This window comes from Levilactobacillus suantsaii (assembly GCF_014069315.1).
Taxonomy (GTDB): domain Bacteria; phylum Bacillota; class Bacilli; order Lactobacillales; family Lactobacillaceae; genus Levilactobacillus; species Levilactobacillus suantsaii.
The window spans coordinates 504,929-522,961 of the sequence record NZ_CP059603.1; the positions used below are offsets into that span (position 1 = coordinate 504,929).

At 48.1% G+C, this 18,033-nt stretch carries 17 protein-coding genes; 9 read left to right on the forward strand and 8 right to left on the reverse strand.

Annotated elements, in window-relative coordinates; translation table 11 throughout:
• Positions 1-609 precede the first annotated feature (609 nt).
• Positions 610-1,047, forward strand: a complete 438-nt coding sequence (locus tag H3M12_RS02300) for a MarR family winged helix-turn-helix transcriptional regulator (protein WP_170954977.1) — start codon at positions 610-612, stop codon at positions 1,045-1,047.
• 77 nt (positions 1,048-1,124) lie between these two features.
• Positions 1,125-2,477: an MFS transporter gene (locus H3M12_RS02305; protein WP_267905796.1), complete on the forward strand. Its 1,353-nt coding sequence runs from the start codon at positions 1,125-1,127 to the stop codon at positions 2,475-2,477.
• A gap of 212 nt (positions 2,478-2,689) precedes the next feature.
• Here H3M12_RS02305 and H3M12_RS02310 read toward each other — a convergent pair whose 3' ends face one another.
• On the reverse strand, positions 2,690-3,052 hold the full coding sequence (locus H3M12_RS02310) for a hypothetical protein (protein ID WP_182150875.1): 363 nt from the start codon (positions 3,050-3,052) through the stop codon (positions 2,690-2,692).
• Positions 3,053-3,341: 289 nt separating this feature from the next.
• Between H3M12_RS02310 and H3M12_RS02315 the strand changes: the two genes are divergently transcribed.
• A complete protein-coding gene (locus H3M12_RS02315; protein ID WP_129032612.1) occupies positions 3,342-4,721 on the forward strand; it encodes a hemolysin family protein in 1,380 nt (459 codons plus the stop codon).
• 507 nt (positions 4,722-5,228) lie between these two features.
• On the opposite strand, the gene H3M12_RS02320 is transcribed toward H3M12_RS02315, so the two are convergent.
• On the reverse strand, positions 5,229-6,683 hold the full coding sequence (locus H3M12_RS02320; protein WP_182150876.1) for a DHA2 family efflux MFS transporter permease subunit: 1,455 nt from the start codon (positions 6,681-6,683) through the stop codon (positions 5,229-5,231).
• Between the two features lie 300 nt (positions 6,684-6,983).
• On the opposite strand from H3M12_RS02320, the gene nrdI reads away from it, so the two are divergent.
• Complete coding sequence (gene nrdI / locus H3M12_RS02325) at positions 6,984-7,457, forward strand: class Ib ribonucleoside-diphosphate reductase assembly flavoprotein NrdI (RefSeq protein WP_129032610.1); 474 nt, start codon at positions 6,984-6,986, stop codon at positions 7,455-7,457.
• Positions 7,450-8,205, forward strand: a complete 756-nt coding sequence (locus H3M12_RS02330) for an NADPH-dependent oxidoreductase (RefSeq protein ID WP_129032609.1) — start codon at positions 7,450-7,452, stop codon at positions 8,203-8,205. Before nrdI ends, H3M12_RS02330 begins: the two co-directional genes overlap by 8 nt.
• Positions 8,206-8,267: 62 nt before the next feature.
• On the opposite strand, the gene H3M12_RS02335 is transcribed toward H3M12_RS02330, so the two are convergent.
• Positions 8,268-9,440 carry an MDR family MFS transporter gene (locus H3M12_RS02335; protein ID WP_182150877.1) on the reverse strand — a complete coding sequence of 391 codons (1,173 nt, stop codon included), beginning with the start codon at positions 9,438-9,440 and terminating at the stop codon, positions 8,268-8,270.
• A 199-nt stretch (positions 9,441-9,639) separates the two neighbouring features.
• Between H3M12_RS02335 and H3M12_RS02340 the strand changes: the two genes are divergently transcribed.
• Both H3M12_RS02340 and H3M12_RS02345 read left to right on the forward strand, forming a co-directional pair.
• On the forward strand, positions 9,640-9,873 hold the full coding sequence (locus tag H3M12_RS02340) for a heavy-metal-associated domain-containing protein (protein WP_129032607.1): 234 nt from the start codon (positions 9,640-9,642) through the stop codon (positions 9,871-9,873).
• A gap of 14 nt (positions 9,874-9,887) precedes the next feature.
• The gene (locus H3M12_RS02345; RefSeq protein ID WP_129032606.1) at positions 9,888-10,436 is read left to right on the forward strand and encodes a ferritin-like domain-containing protein; all 549 of its coding nucleotides are present in this window, start codon (positions 9,888-9,890) and stop codon (positions 10,434-10,436) included.
• Positions 10,437-10,547: 111 nt separating this feature from the next.
• Here the strand turns inward: H3M12_RS02345 and proC are convergent, their stop codons facing one another.
• On the reverse strand, positions 10,548-11,354 hold the full coding sequence (proC, locus tag H3M12_RS02350) for a pyrroline-5-carboxylate reductase (RefSeq protein ID WP_129032605.1): 807 nt from the start codon (positions 11,352-11,354) through the stop codon (positions 10,548-10,550).
• 24 nt (positions 11,355-11,378) lie between these two features.
• On the reverse strand, positions 11,379-12,680 hold the full coding sequence (locus H3M12_RS02355; protein ID WP_129032604.1) for a CD0519/CD1768 family membrane protein: 1,302 nt from the start codon (positions 12,678-12,680) through the stop codon (positions 11,379-11,381).
• 392 nt (positions 12,681-13,072) lie between these two features.
• On the opposite strand from H3M12_RS02355, the gene H3M12_RS02360 reads away from it, so the two are divergent.
• Together H3M12_RS02360 and H3M12_RS02365 are read left to right on the forward strand one after the other, a co-directional pair.
• Positions 13,073-13,633, forward strand: coding sequence for a helix-turn-helix domain-containing protein (locus H3M12_RS02360; protein WP_129032603.1), 561 nt, complete (start codon positions 13,073-13,075; stop codon positions 13,631-13,633).
• 216 nt (positions 13,634-13,849) lie between these two features.
• Positions 13,850-15,751, forward strand: coding sequence for a heavy metal translocating P-type ATPase (locus tag H3M12_RS02365; protein ID WP_129032602.1), 1,902 nt, complete (start codon positions 13,850-13,852; stop codon positions 15,749-15,751).
• A 72-nt stretch (positions 15,752-15,823) separates the two neighbouring features.
• On the opposite strand, the gene H3M12_RS02370 is transcribed toward H3M12_RS02365, so the two are convergent.
• The 3 genes from H3M12_RS02370 to H3M12_RS02380 all read right to left on the reverse strand — a co-directional run bounded on the left by H3M12_RS02370 (position 15,824) and on the right by H3M12_RS02380 (position 17,932).
• The gene (locus H3M12_RS02370) at positions 15,824-15,970 is read right to left on the reverse strand and encodes a hypothetical protein (protein WP_170954975.1); all 147 of its coding nucleotides are present in this window, start codon (positions 15,968-15,970) and stop codon (positions 15,824-15,826) included.
• Positions 15,971-16,134: 164 nt separating this feature from the next.
• A complete protein-coding gene (locus H3M12_RS02375; RefSeq protein ID WP_129032601.1) occupies positions 16,135-16,692 on the reverse strand; it encodes an NEAT domain-containing protein in 558 nt (185 codons plus the stop codon).
• Between the two features lies 1 nt (position 16,693).
• Positions 16,694-17,932, reverse strand: coding sequence for an NEAT domain-containing protein (locus H3M12_RS02380; RefSeq protein WP_182150878.1), 1,239 nt, complete (start codon positions 17,930-17,932; stop codon positions 16,694-16,696).
• Positions 17,933-18,033 lie beyond the last annotated feature (101 nt).

The following is an 18,033-nucleotide window of genomic DNA, read 5'->3' on the forward strand; positions in this document are numbered from 1 at the left end:
CGAAGCACGTTTCGGATCCAATCCTTTCATTCAATCGCCCTCACTCAATTCAATCCACATAACTTTTTAAAGGTTACAGTTATTACCCGATAATCTACTTTATAGTACCACGTTTTTACCGGTGTGGATAATTTTTATATTTCAATTTTTGCCCACATATTTGCTAATCAGCCGAAAAATAGTCGCGTTTATTCACTTTGTCCATTATTCCAGCCATGAATAAACCATATATAGGATAAAACGCAATCCGGGCGAACGTTGATTTCTAAGCGTTTACAAATTAATTTTGTCGACTAACTATCCTACATCAGTAACCCTTATGACCCTTAAATAAACATTTGCTGCATAAAATTAATTATCCCCAACAAAATTTAACCAAGATTGCTAAAGCGCCTAAACTAGTTAACCACCCGCCTTTCGGATAGTTAACTGGCCCACCTTTCTGCCTGCTAATCCACCGAAACGATTTTGCCTGGCGAGTTTAAAGTTTCAATTGCTTTCATCTTTTTACTTTAGTGTCAGTAAACCAGTTGCATTTTCATAACTATCATCCTAATATAGACTATGTTGCCTAGATATCTAGTTATTATTAAGGAGTGTGTGCCTAACTTGAAAAATCATGATTATGGTTTCTTAGCTCAAGTGTTAGCCCGCGGTATCAACCAATACTTTTCGCAAATTGGCGCCAAGCTAAACCTTAGTGGGATGGAAATCGTTATTCTCAATTTTTTCTTTGACAACTACCAAACGACTGTCTATCAAACTGACATTGAACGAGAATTTAATATCCGTAGTTCAACCGCCACCGCCAATATCCGCATTATGGTTCAAAAAGAGCTCTTGCAACAAACCGTCGATCCTAACGATAAGCGACGTAAGCAACTTTCACTAACCCATAAATCTATGCAATTAGAAACACAACTCAACGCTTCAAAGGAACGCCTCGAACAAGCATTGCTTACCGGCATGCCCACTAGTCAACAACAAACCTTTTTAGCGTCACTCGAGTTAGCTATCAAAAATCTCCATTCATTTAACACCCATTAAGAAAGGAAATGTGTATGGCTTCATCTCAAAAACATTCAACAACTCAAATTTTACTAGCTGTTTTAGCAACCGGCATCATGATTTTCTGTGGCATGGTCATCGAAACTTCTATGAACATTGTCTTTCCAACGCTGATGAAAGAATTTCATATCAAGACGTCTACCGTACAATGGATGACCACATCATATCTATTGATTGTTTCGATTATTGTCCCCATTTCCGCTTACTTAAAAAAGCAATTTAAGACCAAGCATCTGTTTATATTTGCCATTACTTTTTTCATTATTGGTGTCAGCATTGATTCCTTTGCGACAGATTTTACCTTCCTATTAGTTGGAAGAATTATCCAAGGCATTGGGACCGGGGTAGCCCTTCCACTGATGTTCAATATTATTATTGATGAAGTTCCGAGCGAAAAGATGGGTATCATGATGGCCGTCGGAACTTTGGTGACGGCCGTAGGGCCAGCTCTTGGCCCTACCCTTGGTGGGATCATCAGTAGCGCCCTTAACTGGCATTATATTTTTATTTTCCTTTTGCCCCTCTTAGTGATTGCGTTTATTTTGGGGGTCTTTACCATTCCTCAATCCAAACCGTTAAGTAAGCACCCATTCGATTTGCGAACCTTTATTTTTATCCCATTAATGTTTACTGGTTTCATTCTCGCCCTTAGTCAAATTAGCATTCACGGCATTATTAGTTGGCAATTTGCTTTAGCCCTAATCGTCGGTCTCATTGGGCTAATTGGCTTTATTAGCCGCAACAATCGGCAAGCTCGGCCCCTGTTAAATCTTGCCATTTTCAAAAATAACAAGTTTTCGGCACACGTCATGTCATTTTTGCTGATTCAGATGACCTTATTAGGCTTAGGCTTCTTGCTGCCTAATCTAAGCCAAATCGTCCTTGGTAAATCCGCCCTAATCGCCGCTCTGCAATTATTATTAGGCGCCATTATCGGGGCCATCTTTACGCTACTGAGTGGCCGAATTTTAGATGAATTCGGCGCCAATAAACCCATTAAAACGGGAACCCTGATTGTTTTCTTTGCCCTATGCTTGTTTACCATTAATACGACCCATTTGACCAACACCTCAATTATTACCTTTTACGCTATCTTTATGTTAGGTGTCGGAACGGGACTCGCAAACATTATGACTAACGGCATCAATCTCCTGCCCGCAAACCAGCAGGCAGATGGTAACGCAACGTTTAACGTGACACAGCAATTTGCTGGTGCCGTGGGAACGACCGTTTGTTCAACTATTGTGGCCCTATTTCAAGCTGGTCCAACAACCTCAAAAGTCTATGTCTCAACGACGCAATTAGGAACTGGAGTTGCCTTTATTATTTTAACCATTCTGACCGGGCTGAGTTGCTTAAACATGTGGCTCAATTTACGCAAAAATAGCCAGCAAACGACTCATCACTAAAGTCACACATGTCTGACGTGACTTCCTAGACACTACCTCACGACACGCAGTTACCAACGACTTTTGTTAGACACTAACCGGCACATTAATATAAGCTAACATCATTTGGATTGACACGACAAAAAGTGCCTGGTCATTGGCCAGGCACTTTTTGATGACAGGCAACTGTCTCAGTCGTCAAACTGTGTTTACTATGATAATTATTACTAAAATTAAAGATCGAAGTGTTCCGGTGGCGTAACCAATTTCTGGTTAATCTCCTGGCCTAACGTTTCCAGAGCTTTTTCCCGGGTTGGGATGAGGTCCATGTTAAAGATGATTGAATCGATGTCCCCACCCGCAAAGTCGAATTGCTCGAAGTAAACGTACGGGTCGTGATCGTCGTCGTCAGTTAAGAAGTGCTGCGTCACTGCATCCGCTAAAGCGGTTGCCCAAGGCAACTCTACCATTTTTAGTAGATCGTGTTTCGTCACATACCCCGGTTTTAAGATCAGTGCAGCCGCTTTCTTAACATCCTCTGCGGGAATGTCAATTTTCGGTTCTTCTGCTTTGTCTTTCTTTGGTGTATCTGCCATAATCCAAAATCTCCTTTGACGTTTCTAAGATTAGTCTAGTCCTTTTTGATGAAAACGTTAAGCACGGAGATGATTTATTTCATTATCGCGACTAACTCGCAATTTACAATAAAGGAAACGGTTTCAAAAACGTTAAGTAAATTTATCACCTTTTTTTTCCCGGACTTCGAAAAAGTTTAGTTGCGTTTAAATAGCCAGAAGCGTAGAATTTGCTACAATCTGATGCCTATAAAAACGCGGTCAGTCGCGCTATAATAGAAGGATAGAAAAGTGAAATGAGGAATGATGTGTGGATAGCGGTCAGATAGTTGTAAATCTAGGTATAATTTTAGTTACTTTCTTTTTTGCAGCTTTCTTTGTTGCCTGTGAGTTTGCTTTGGTGCAGACGCGTCCCAGTGCGTTGCAGGAAAAAATCGACGCCCGGGAAAAGCCAAGCCCCAAGTTAGCTCGGGCCATGAAAATGGTCACTAATTTAAATGAATATTTATCAACCACCCAAGTGGGGGTCTCCTTGGCGGGGATCATCCTCGGGTGGATCGGGGAAACGTTCTTCGTCGACATCTTGTTGGCGGGCATTGCCCCGATGCACGTTAATAGCGGAACGGCGCACACGATAAGTGCCATTATCGGGGTCCTGGTCTTGACCTACCTCGAAGTGGTTTTCACCGAAATCGTGCCGAAAAATATCAGTATCGATATGCCCATGCGGGTGTTGATGCTGATTGTCACTCCGCTACATTACTGCCATGTCTTGTTCTACCCGTTCGTTTGGCTTTTGAATACCAGCGCCACGGGAGTCGTCAAGATGATGGGCTTAAAGGTCGCTAATGAAAGCGACGAAGTTTTCTCGCAAGCTGAAATCTTGAACCTTTCTCGAAGCGCCGTTGAAGGTGGGGAGTTGGAAAAAAACGACCTGGTCTACATGCAACGGGCCTTTGAATTAAACGATAAGGTCGCCAAGGACATCATGATTGACCGGACCCAATTGACGGTTATCGACATTACGTCCACGGTTAAAAAAGCCGTCACGATGTATCTGCAAGAACGGTTTAGCCGCTTGCCCGTCGTGGCGGATAATGATAAGGATAAAATTCTGGGTTATGTGTATAACTATGACCTAGTCCGTCAACAACAAGTCGATTCGTCAATTCGCATCGACAAGCTGTTACGAGACATCACCACGACACCCGAGACCACGCCCATCACGCAGGTCTTACAGCAAATGATCAAGCACCAAACGCCAATTGTGGTCGTGGTTGATGAGTACGGGGGCACCTCCGGAATCATCACCGACAAGGACATCTACGAAGAGCTCTTCGGGACCGTCCGCGATGAAATCGACGATGCCAACGACCAGTACATTTTCAAGCAACCCAAGGGCACCTTCCAGGTTAGTGGGAAGATGACCACTTACGACTTCGAACGGTACTTCAACGTGGATATCAAGGAATTCGAATCCACGGATATCGTCACTCTGGCAGGGTTCATCATCGACAATTACCCCGACGTCCAGGCCAACGATGTGATTCACCTAGAAAACTTCGACCTGAAGGTGTTGGATTACGAAAACTCCTTCATCAATTGGTTCGAAGTCACCGTGAACCCGGTCGTGCCTAAGCAATTGACGACGACGGCCGACCCATCGAAACACCACAAGACCACAACTTAATACCACTAAAGTAGGCCCATTAGCCGGCGGTTCGCCGGCTAATGGGCCCTTTGTGTTTCTAAGATGACCAATCCCCCAATTAGTCACCCGTTTCCTCACTAACCCGGTTCCCCCAATCAGATCAGTCAGGCACTGCAAGACTGGCAAACGTCGGTCCTGTAGCCATAATGAGGCGTGAGTGTGGTCCCGAAAGTACCGATCCGTTTAGACCCTACCCCCGCGAATTGAATGCTCCGATGACCGTTAGCCGGGTTCCCATTTACCATGTGAATCCCGCCCAACACCAGCCAAGCCAGTACGCGGTTAGGCTTGACTGAAGCATAGCACAGTTGGCGGTGAGGCCCAGCAGTTGTGAACCAGTTAATAAGTTTGTCGCCGCATCTAACAAGACACTACACGGGTTACACTATCCGTGGACTATTTTCTAACCATTAAATCTCCACGAAAACAAAAAAGAGCCTGGACAGATAACGTCCAGGCTCTCGTTTAAATCCTGTTTGAACAGGTTTAGTTTTCTTTAGTGGAGTACTTCTCCTTCTTCGGTAACCGGAAGGCTAAGAGGCAACCAACCAATGCCAAGACGAAGGTGAAGTAGAACCCGTAGTGCGCCCCGTTCGTGAAGGCGTCAGCGGCCTTATTCGTGGCCCCGTTGGCCATGTAAGCAGCTTGGCCAATCCCTAACAGACTAGTGGCAATCGCCGTTGAGATGGCCCCAACGACCTGTTGTAAGGTGTTCATGATGGCACTCCCATCGGCCGCAACCGGACCGGTCAAGGAGTTCAACCCGTGGGTCTGCGATGGTGACATCGCCATCGGTGCCCCGATCATCAAGATGACGTGGGCGGCAATGACATACGCAATCGTACTCTGCGCACTGGTCAAGGCCAACATCAAAGCACCGACCATCGAAATGATGAAGCCCAAGATAGCGGGTTTCCGAGCGCCGACTTGGTCGTACATCCGGCCAGAAATAGCAGAAACGATGGCGTTCATAATCCCACCGGGGAACATGATGATCCCGGTCAACGCAACTGGCACTAACAGCCCCTTTTGGATGTACATTGGTAAGAGGTACATCGCGGATAAGATAATTCCGAAGTTGACCATGACCAGGCCAGTTCCGACCCGGAAGCCCGGGATGGAGAAGGCCCGCAGGTTCAAGATGGGGTGTTCCATGGTCAATTGACGATGAGTGTACCATGCTAAGACAACGATCCCTAAGACAATGCTGCCGATAACGGCGGCAGAAGCCCAACCATAGTCACTGGCTAAGCTAACGCCGACAACCAGGCTCCCAAATCCAACCATTGATAATAGGATGGAAATGAAGTCGACCTTTGGCCGGGTAACATGGGCAATGTTCTTTAAGGACGTCACGGCGAAGATAAAGGCAATCGCTAAGAATGGAATAAAGAGCCAGAAAATCCAGCGCCATGACGCAATCCCTAAGATTAAACCAGCCAACGTTGGCCCCACCGCGGGAGCGAACATAATGACCAGTCCGACGATGCCCATCGCCGCACCTAACTTGTACGGCGGGAAGATCTGCATCGCAACCGTAAACATCAACGGCAGAATCAATCCAGTGGCAATCCCCTGAATCATCCGGCCAACTAACAAAACGCCAAAGCCTGGTGCCAGGGCAGAAATTGCTGCCCCAACGGCAAAGTCAGCTAAGGCAAACAAAATCACTTGCCGCGTCGTAAACCATTTTGTAATTAAACTTGATAACGGTAAAACAATCCCAATCATCAGCATGTAGCCGGTGACAAGCCATTGCACCGTTGCCGTGGAGACGCCTAATTGCGCCATCAATTGTGGCAAGGCAATGTTCAATGACGTTTCACTGAACATCCCCACGAAGCCTCCAATCAGCATCCCCATCATCGCTAACATTGGATGAGCGACGGGAACTCGCGCTGTTTTAGCCGCAGCTGCTTGGTTATTTTCTACTGTGTCCATTGGTTTTCACTCTTCTTTCATGTTTACACAATGGATTACTCTACCAGAAAAAAATTTTTCGCGTAAGTGTTTTTTAATGAAAAATTATAGTTAAGCGTTTTCATTAGGCAAATTCTCGATTTTGGTGCGCTTTAGACAGGTTATCCTTTTTCAATCTAGCTCACCCTGATAACCCGCAGTATCGCCTTCATTGCCATCAACAGTCCGCTCGATTTGACCACATAATCGCGCAAACTTCACGCGCAATTTTACTTAAATCCGTGTACACTAGAACTAAACTCAAAGACCGGAGGAACCGATATGCAACCACTACGGATTTTATTCATTTCAATCGAGGGCAACACCCGTAACTTCGTTGAACACCTAACGGCTTATGCCCAGACCCAACACGACGCTGACGCGACTCAACCGACGATTGATGCCACCGAGATCAGCGAAGCTAGCGACTTTACGCCCGAAACAACGCCGTACTTCTGTTTCGTTCCTACCTATTTAGATGGCGGTAACGGCATTGACAACGGGGTCAAAGAACTCATGACCAACGTGATGGGTGAATATATCGACTTTGGTGACAACGCCACGCACCTGATCGGCATTGTCGGTAGTGGCAACCGGAACTTCAATGAACAGTACTGTTTGACGGCTAAGCGCTACGCCAAGCGCTTCAACGCTCCGTTCATCGCCAACTACGAACTTCGCGGGGTCCCAGCTGACGAAAAGCGCGTGTACCAGGCAATGGTCACCCGGATTCAGGAGGTGACTGCCCATGCCTAATACTGCTTTAGACACTTTATTGGCACACCGAAGCGTCCGCAAATTCACACCTGAAAAATTGACGACTGACCAGGTCCACACCTTGATTGATGCGGCCCAGCATTCAGCCACTAGTACCTTTTCCCAACAATACAGCATTCTCAGCGTGACCAACCCCGCCAAGCTAGCGGTCTTGGGGGACATCACCGGCCATCACTGGCTGGAAAAGGCCGGCCACTACTTCATTTTCCTGGTCGACCAATACCGCAATCAACAACTAGTTCCCACGTCGGCAACCACGGCGGAAAACCTCCACAGTGTCGACAAACTCTTGGCCGGTATCTTTGACGCGACCATCGCGACCGAAGCCGTGGTCACGGCGGGCGAAAGTCTGGGCCTGGGGAGTACCATCATGGGCAGTATCTTGAACGACGTCCCTCGTCTCATCCAGTTGTTCGACCTTCCCGAATTGACCTTCCCTATTTTGGGTTTGGCCATCGGTCACCCGGCAGAACAACCAGAACAGAAACCGCGCTTACCCCAAGAGTTGATCCACTTCGAGAACCAGTACCAGCCCATCACGGCCACAGAACCACACTTGGTGGCTTACGATGCGTTGCTCAAAACATATTACCAACAACGGTCAACCAACCAACGCGAAGAGACCTTCACGCACCACATCGTCACCGAATTCAGCCGTGACCCGCAACAACGGGCTGGTATTTTGGCGGCGTTGCGGCAACAAGGGTTCTTGCAAGAAAAGCAATAATCACAATAGTTATAAAAAGCAGGCGCGGAAATCTTTCCGCGCCTGCTTTAATTTTGTTGAATTTAATCTTGTTTTATCCGGCGGTGTCGGATCTGCCGATTATGCCCCATCACGGCGAGTAGTGCGACCAGCATCAAAATGGTGACCGACCAGAACAGCGCCTGGTAACTGCCATACTCGATTAGCAGCCCACCGTAAAGTGGCCCGACCGCTCGGCCCAAGGAAATCGCCATATTATAGAGGCCCTGAAATTTCCCCTTGTCATTGTTACCTGCTAGATTATCAATCCATGCAGGTATCCCCGGAAATCCGGTCATTTCTCCTAACGTGAGGATGACCATGGTCAAAACGAACATGCTGTAAGTTCGGTCAAACACCAATAATAGGAACGATAACGTAAAAATCAACGTCCCGGCAAAGATTTGGGTACTGAGTTTAAAATTGGCTCCAATCCGGTTCGCTAACGGTTGGCCGAAGACGATCATCAACCCATTGAGCGTCCATAACAGACTGTATTTCTCAAACGAAATCCCCAGGTTGACCATGTGGACCGAAATCACACTTTCCCACAAGGTATAGCTTAAGTACAAGCAAAAGACCATCGTTGCAATCAACCAAATCAAACGCAAATGTGCCGGCTTGGCCGGGCCCTGTTCACGAGCCTTAGTCGCGGTGACCAGCACCACGTTAAAGTCCGCCAACAAGATGAGGAGTAAGACCAAGTAAAAGACACTGGCGACCATGAAGACTAAGACCACACCGTGCTTCATCAGGTAACCCACCATCAAGGTCCCGATTACGACCCCTAGGTTCATGCCGATATATAAATAATTAAAAACCCGTCGACTCGGGATACTCTTCACGTTAGCCGCAAACGAGTTCACGACGGTCATCACGATGCCGTCGCCCAACCCAATCAGCAGTAAGAGCAGGCCAAAAATTGGCCAGCCGTGGAAGAAAATCAAGAGCACCATCGGTACTAACGAGCAGGTGGTCCCCAGCAAACTTGATTTAAACGGTGACCAGTGGTCGAACAACCAGCCGCCTAACCAATTCCCGAGAATCATGCACAGAGACATCCCCAAAAGCGCCACCCCGGCCAACGCCAGGGTTTGATGCAACTGGTTATGCATGTAGACCGTCGTTAATGGCCACATACAGGCTGCCGCGGCGTTCAACAGTAGCGTTGCCGCGAGGATGCCCACCAAACTGACTTCCTGTTTTGTTTTCCACATTTCAATTCCCTCGCTTATTCGACTTTCTGCTCTCATTGTCGCATATTTGGCCTAAAACTCAACCGCCGCCCCTCATCACGGCAATCCTAGAAAAAGGGGGAATTCCACAGACTTTTTGGTGTAACTTGATTTGAGTCAAGTTTTTTCACCCCTGGTCCCCCTATACTAAGACTTGTAATCAAGACAGGAGGAATTCAATATGACTAAAGTAACCATGAAATTAGACGACCTGACTTGCCCATCTTGCATGACCAAGATTGAAGGTGCTTTGTCCCACCAAGCCGGTGTCGATGACGTCAAAGTTCTGTTCAACGCCAGCAAAATCAAAGCTGAATTTGACGACAGTCAGACTTCTGCCGACGACCTCGCTAACGTGGTGACCGACCTGGGATACACCGTAAAAAGCGCTAAAGTTAAGACCCTCGACAAGTAGAAAGGAAGTTTCCTATGACCACCACGATTGAAGACCGTTACGCCGCTGAACAAGCCCAAGCCGACCACGACCACCACGTCCCGACGGCCGGGGCCATGACCAACCATATCCTGGCTAACTTACACATCTCGATTGTGAAGTTCCACCAAGTCCGTTGGTCTGTCAAAGGCCCACTCGCTCCCAGCGTCCGCGATCTCTTAGCGGATTACATCGCCACCTACCGCAAGCAATTCGATGCGCTCGGTGAACTATTGCTCGACGAAGGGGAACTGGTCTCGACGACCACCCAAGAATTTGGGGAGTACAACATGTTAGAGGAAAGTGGTGCCAAGAAATACTTGTCCGCTACCGACCAAGTTGATGAATTAGTCCACGATGCGGACACGCACAACCTCTTTATCGACCGGGCCATCAAGCTGGCCGCAAAAGAAGATCGTCCAGCCCTGGCCGCCTTTTTGACCACCCTGCGCGGCACGAATAACCACATCATCCGCGAACTCCAAGCCATCTTGGGTAACGACGCCCGCGACGGCTTAGACGAAGACGACGATGATGATGACTAAAGTTGACTGCGGACTACGAGCCGCGTTACCTAAAGGGACCCAACAGAAGATTACTTTCTGTTGGGTCCCTTTTTAGGTTACTCGTCAATTATGACTCTTAAGCGCTGCCTTTCATTCAGCCATTTGGCGGTTCTTTTCCGCCACAGCGTGAACCGTATCCATAACTAATCCCCGGAAGCCCCCAGTTTCTAAGACCCGGACACCTGTAATCGTGGTTCCAGCAGGGGAACAAACCATGTCCTTTAGATTGCCCGGGTGTTCCCGTGTTTCCAATACCATTTTGGCCGATCCCAGAACAGTTTGAGCCGCAAATTCATAGGCATCTTTTCTTGGCATCCCTTCAAGCACTGCACTATCGGCCAGCGCCTCGATGAATAAATAAACGTAGGCGGGTCCAGAACCAGAGACACCGACAACTGCATCAATAAGATGTTCTGGTACTACCTTGGCTAAGCCAAAACTGCTAAACAGCGTAACCGCCAATTGCTTTTCCTGCTCATCAACGTTCTCATTCGTAGCAATGGCTGCCATTCCTGCTCCCACCAATGCTGGTGTATTTGGCATCACCCGAATCAGTTTCAAACGACCGGTTAACCCCGCTGCTAACTGGGCCAAAGTGACCCCCGCCGCAATTGAAATCACGAGTTGCTGTTCATTAACCCTACCATTGATTTTCGCCAAGACCTGGTTCAATACCTGAGGTTTAACGGCTAAGACGATAATCCCTGCGTTATCAACCAAATCTTCAACAGTCGTGGTCGGTTGTACACCCAAAGTATCCTCTAAATGCTTCCGCACTTTAACTGAAGGGTCGAACACGTAAACCTCAGTCGGCTGATACTGCCCCGACTTAAGCAAACCGGCCATCATCGCTCGTCCCATGTTACCGCCGCCAATAAATCCAATCGTTTTTTTCATCATCATCCCTCTTTCTTATGACATCTAAAAGATCAACTGTGCCGCATAATTTGCGACCACTCCCGCAACTAAGCCACCAATCAATTGTGCGAACATAGCAAAAGTTGTAATTTCACGTGTCTTCATTGTATCGGCAATCGAGGCGTGAGCGGATAAGAACCCTGACCAACACCACGCGATGGCAAAATAGACTGTCATATCATGCATCCCAATCGTTCCGGCATCTGCCATTTGCTTAGCCCCAGCTAGTGAGGCGCCGGCAGCCCCTAATGATGTTAAAGGTAGGCCCAGAGTCTGTGAATTTGTCAGACCAAACAGGGGCTGTAGAATGAACGACAGCTTATCGCCCAGCATTGGTAACAAGCCCGTCCCTTCGTAAGTCACGCCTTGATACACTTCATGTCCGTGAACCACGCTGGGACCATTGGTCAACATCATAACTAACGTGGTGAAAATCAAGACACCAGGGATAATCGACATCCCCAAGTTAACCCCAACTTTACCACCATCACACGCGGCACTCAGTCCCCGCTGGAAGGGGCCACCGTCTCGAATTCTCCGGTAACCTTTCGGCGCTGGTTCCAAGTCACTAGCCAGACACTTCTCGTCAACGTCCGCGTCCATACCATACATTTTCTTGGTCTTCCACATTAATAGTCGATTACTGACTACCCCACCTACGATTGTGCATAACGACCCAACCGCCACACACGATACAAACTTCCCGGACTGAATGCCCAAGATTCCTCCGGCAAGGATAATCCCCATCCCGAAGGTGGTCCCCAAATTAATCATGGTGACCCACTGGTACTTCTTATAGTACTTCGCAACCGACGGATCCTGAGCCACAACAGCCACCGCCGTATTATCAGAAAAGTAAGTCGTGATTGCCACTAGAGAAGCCACACCGGGCAAGTTAAACAGCGGCTTCATTAACGGAGCCAGTAATTTATTTAACAGTGCCGTAACTCCAAATTCAGAAAACAACGTTGAGACCGCACCAGCTAAGACGGCCACACCCATGATGTAAAAAATCGTATTTAATAAGAGGTCGTGGGCCGTACTCATGACGACACTGAACATAGTCCCAAACCCCATCACACTTGAGAAATAAATGCCTAATAACAATAAGAACCCCAGACTAATGAACGTTCCTTTACTGATTTCACGGCGAAAATGAGCCGTGTCTGGCGCGGCATCAAGCGTCATCTCACCATCATCTTGTAGATCAATCTCTGGTTCCGGCTGAGCCTGCGCTTGATTTTGTGCGTATCCTCGAGTCTTTTTTTTCGTCAGTCTAAAACTCGCCAGCTTCCGTAATCCCATCTTGAAATCCCCCTATTTCAAATCCAACCATTTGCTCAGGTAATCACTACGGCATCGGGTGCTTAAGTCTTCATGAATCTGGACCATTCTAGGATTCCTGATGACGGTCATTAACCTTAATCAATAAATTTCCCGTAGTCGCAGACATCACATTTTTCAAAGTACCTATCATTCTCATTTTGTCATCGTTTTACGAACATGCTCACTTTTTAACTTGATTAATCGAGCATTATTATAATTCACGAATATAAAATAATCAACATTTAAACGCTTATAATTTCATTTTAGTATAATAATTAACGAACATTTTCATTTTCAGCTGTATTGTCTTTTATCGCCCCTTCGACGATAATTAGGGTAGCATCAAGTCTAATTAAAGGGGTTATCTAACCATGAACATTGGGGAAAAATTAAAAGCTCTACGGACCCAAAGTGGGAAGACGCTTAAGGAACTTGCAGCTGAAGTCGACCTATCAATTGGATTTATTTCTCAATTTGAAAGAGGAAAGACAACGATTGACGTCGCTAACCTTAAAAAAATAGCTGACGTCTTTAACGTCACTATCCAATACTTCTTCGACGATGATAGTGACGATCAAATCATTATTCGAAGCTACAACCAAAAAATTGATAAACAGCTCAATCACGCCATTTATAAACCACTCAGTTCTAAATCTACTACGCTAACTATGCAACCGGAGTTATTAATTTTGTTGCCAACCGAAGCCAAGGAGCTACCCAAGGCATACACTCATGAGGGCGAAGAATTTTTGTACATTCTCGCTGGGACGTTAACCTTAATTATTAACGACCAAATTTACAAACTCTACCCGGGCGACGCAACCCACCTTAATTCCCAGTTACCACATAATTGGGGAAATTTAGGCAGTCTTCCCGTTAAAATGATCATTGTTCATGATAGTCAGCATAGAAATAGTGAACACCACGGCTAATCTCTCCCAACAAGTCAATCGTGCTAAAGTAGCGGTCAAGCCCTAATATCAAGGCTTGACCGCTACTTTAATCTAGTCTCATCATAATTTTTAATCTTTTTCCGCCAACTTGATTCACGTCAAGTTAACTAATCCCGGGTGGGGGCATACTAGAGTCAGCAATTGAGGCAAGCATATTTAATCAACTTCCCCACTTAATAGAAAGGAACGACTTACATGGCATTTCAACGTTACATCTTTCAACACACCACGCCCATCACCTTCTGGTCGGCAGGATTGATCATTCTGGGATTTCTCAACTCCTGGTTCGTCCACCTCAGCTACCTGACGGCAACGGTCTGGATCATCGCATCGATCATCGCAGCCGCCCCCATCGTCTTACGGGCGATTGGTGCCCTGAAGGCCCGCGTCTTCAGTATCGAACTTCTGGTCAGCATCGCCGTCATTGGGGCGTTTGCTATCGGTCAGTTTGAGGAGTCAGCCATCGTGACCTTCCTCTTTCTGTTCGGATCCTACCTGGAACAAAAGACCCTGGCCAAGACGCGCGGCGCCATCAAATCGCTGACCGAAATGGCCCCGACGACCGCACTCTTACTCGACAGCACCGGTGCCACCAGTGAAGTCGACGTCGACGATTTGGATGAAGGTGACGTGGTCTTAGTCAAAGCCGGGGGCCAAGTCCCCGTTGACGGCACGGTCACTGACGGCTCCGGGTACGTGAACGAAGCCTCCATCACCGGTGAATCCCGACCCGTCGGTAAACAAGTCGGTGACGCTGTTTATTCCGGCGCCATCGTCGAAAGCGGTACAGTCCAGATCAAGGCCACCAAGGTCGGCGACGAAACTACTTTCGCTAAGATTATCGACCTGGTCGAAGAAGCGCAGGACACCAAGTCTCCCGCCGAAAAGTTCATCGATAAATTCGCCCAATACTACACGCCCGCCGTCCTGGTCATCGCCATTCTCGTTTTTCTGATTTCTCAAGACTTTCGCCTGGCCATCACGGTGCTGGTCTTAGGGTGCCCGGGGGCCTTAGTCATCGGGGCGCCGGTCTCCAACGTGGCGGGTATCGGTAACGGGGCCAAGAACGGCATCTTGATCAAAGGCGGCGACGTGGTCGACAGCTTGAGCAAAGTCGACACGCTGGTCTTCGATAAGACCGGAACCTTGACCACCGGAAAAATGACGGTCGCCGCCACCAAACGCTACACTACCGATGACAATCTCCTCGGTGGAGTGGCCCAAATCGAACAGGCTTCCGACCACCCATTGGCCCAAGCCATCAAGCAACATTTAACTGCTAGTTTGCCAACTAACGCGACCACTATGCAGACCGACACTATCAAGGGCCAAGGCATGATTGGTACCTGGCAAGATGCCCCCTTATACGTCGGTAATACCAAGCTTTTAGCTGATCATGACATCGCCTTGACCGCCGCCCAAAATGCTGATTTAGACGCCCTACAAGCCGCCGGTCAATCCACCGTCTTAGTGGGTTACCAGGGACAATTGGCCTACATCTTCGGAATTGCCGATCAAATCCGGCCCGAAGTCCCCGCCGCTTTGACCGCCTTAAAGCGCCAGGGCATCAAGCATCTAGTCATGTTGACCGGGGACAACCAAGCGACAGCCAACGCCGTGGCAGCCTTGTTAGCCATCGACGAAGTCCACGCCGACTTACTCCCGGCTGATAAAGTCGACTACGTCAAGCAGTTCCAAGACCAAGGTCGTAACGTTGCCTTCGTTGGGGACGGCATCAACGACAGCCCATCACTGGCGACCGCTAACATCGGGATTGCCATGGGTGGTGGGACCGACGTGGCCATCGAAACGGCTGACGTGGTCCTGATGCAGTCCAGCTTCACCGCGTTGACCCACGCGATTGGCTTAGCCCGTAAGACGGCTGCCAACACCAAACAAAACATCACGATTGCCATTTTGACTGTCGTCTTCTTATTGATTGGCTTGGTCTACGGCTACATCTACATGGCCAGTGGGATGTTCGTCCACGAGGCTTCCATCCTCGTCGTTATCTTCAACGCGATGCGCTTAATTGTTTACAAGCCCCACACCACTAAGCTGGAACCAACTCCGCACCAACAATTGGCCACCAACTAAACACCGTTATTAAAAAGAACGCATCCGAATTAATTTCCGGATGCGTTCTTTTTAATCATCATTGTTGCTAAGTTAATGTTTCGGCGCGTGCCGCCGGGCAATCCAAGTCGCCCCACCGATAAGGATCAAGACCAGGACAATGGCACCGCTTAAGAGCCATTTCATCCCAGATTGAGGTGCGGCCGATTGGGCCTTGAGGTCCTGTGTCTTGTGGGTCACATGCTTGGATGGACTACTAGACTGGGCCGCCGCGACCTGATCGGCCGAACTCGAACTTTGGCTCGGCTTTGAGCTAGAAGACGATGCCGGCTTTTTACTGGAAGTCGAGCTTGCGGCTTTGTGGGACGCCGCAGTGGTCGGCGTCTTTTGCGCTTTCGATGATGCTACACTGCTGCTAGAAGCGGGTTGGGAATGGCGGGCAGCAGTGCTTGTGCTTTTTTTGCGGAGCTACTACTAGTTGTCGCAGTTGCGACAGCGGCTTGGCTGGTATGCTTCTGCTTCTTCAAACTGGGTAATTGCGATTGCTTGAATTTAAACGAAATGTTGTGCTTGGCTTTGTATACGTGCAAAACGTTGATGGCCAGCTTTGCCGTAATCTTATTTTTCATTTGGCTAGCCGTTGCGGTGAACGAGTAGTATAAATTGTAACTCCCCGATTGATGCACCTTTTTGAGGTTCTGTGGGGTCTGCCCGTTAGCTTTTAAGACTTTAACTGGGTACTTCCCTAATGCGTTAGCCGTCTTTAACCGCATCGTCACATAGTACTTGCCGTTTTTGACCGTGACCTTCGCTGGTCGAACAAAGTACTTGCTGGCCATCGAGGTCTTATTCGTGCCGTAAGTCAATGCCGAATAGGTCACCGACTTAGCTTGCGCGGTCGTGGCTAGGCCCAAGGTACTCAGAGCGACAATCGCCGCCGCTAAGAGCCATTTTGCTTTCATCTTAAATCCCCCGCTTCCAAAAGATGACACTGCTAATCAACCCAACGATACCAAACGCGATGGCACCAAAGGCCACGTGATCACGAGTTTGTGGTAACGTGCCCGTATCAGCAGCGGTACTTCCGGTCGTAGTGGCCGTTGGATCGGTGTCACTGGCACTAGCTTGGTCGGCTTGACTACCACTTGCGGTCTTATTCGCCGCGCTGGTCCCCGTTGCAGCTGACCCATTGTGACTGAACTTGAATTGAACTGTAAAGGTTTCGTCAATGCCTACAGTCGGTACCGTGACGTGCAGGGTCCCCTTAAGTAAGTGCTTCAACGTCTTCAATGACGGTACGTTGAAAGTATAAGTATTCGTGTAATATTTGCCGCTCGTGCCGTACGTTACGTTTTGGACCTTTTCACCGTTGACGGTCAATGGCGTAAAGCCCTTTTGGGTCATCCCCGAATTCTTAGCGTATTTCACGGTCAACTTAACCTGGTAATGGTCGCCAACTTTAGTCACCTGGGCGGTATGGGTGTAGAACTGGTTAGCCGCCGAAACCGACTTGCCATACTCCTTTAAAACTTGGTAGGTCCAGCCAGCGGTAGGATCCGTTGATTTAGTGCTAACAGCATTGGCCTCACTAGTCGCGGTGTCACTGGTAGTTGAGCCAGCGGTCGCAGGTGTACTACTAGACGAGGAAGAACTACTACTGCTCGAAGACGAACTACTGGATGAAGAGGAGCTACTACTACTTGACGATGACGAACTACTAGATGAGGAGGAACTATCGTCATTAGAGACTGACTCGGCCGATGACCAATCTAACTCTAAAATGGCTGGTTCCGTCATGGTTCCCATGCCGACCGACGACAAATCGAGGGTGAACGTAATCGGAATCTGCGTGGCCGTGCTGGTCACGGAAAAGACCAAATTAGTCCCACTAACGACATTATCATCTTGATCATTGACCGTGACAGTTTTAATATACTGCTGTCCCGATTCTTTGATGGGTAAGGTGACATCATACGTCCCGTTCTTAGCGGTGACGGTTGCTGAAGTCGCAAAATACTGGGCAGCTGCTGATGTCGAACTGGTATCTGTGCTTTTCACGAAGGTTGCTGGGACGGTGTATTCACCGTCAGCAAGCGTACTGCTGGCTTGCGCCTTGGTCGCTGGATTGATTCCCAACAGTGCCAAGAGCGTTACCACTACCGCTAGTAAGCCCACTTGAATCCACTTTTCTCTTATTCTCATAACCATTTTACATTCCTCCAACTACTTAAAACTATGGACCTAGTACTGCCCATCTTTGGCAGTGCTGGCTACCGTGATGACACCGGATTGAACCACCGATG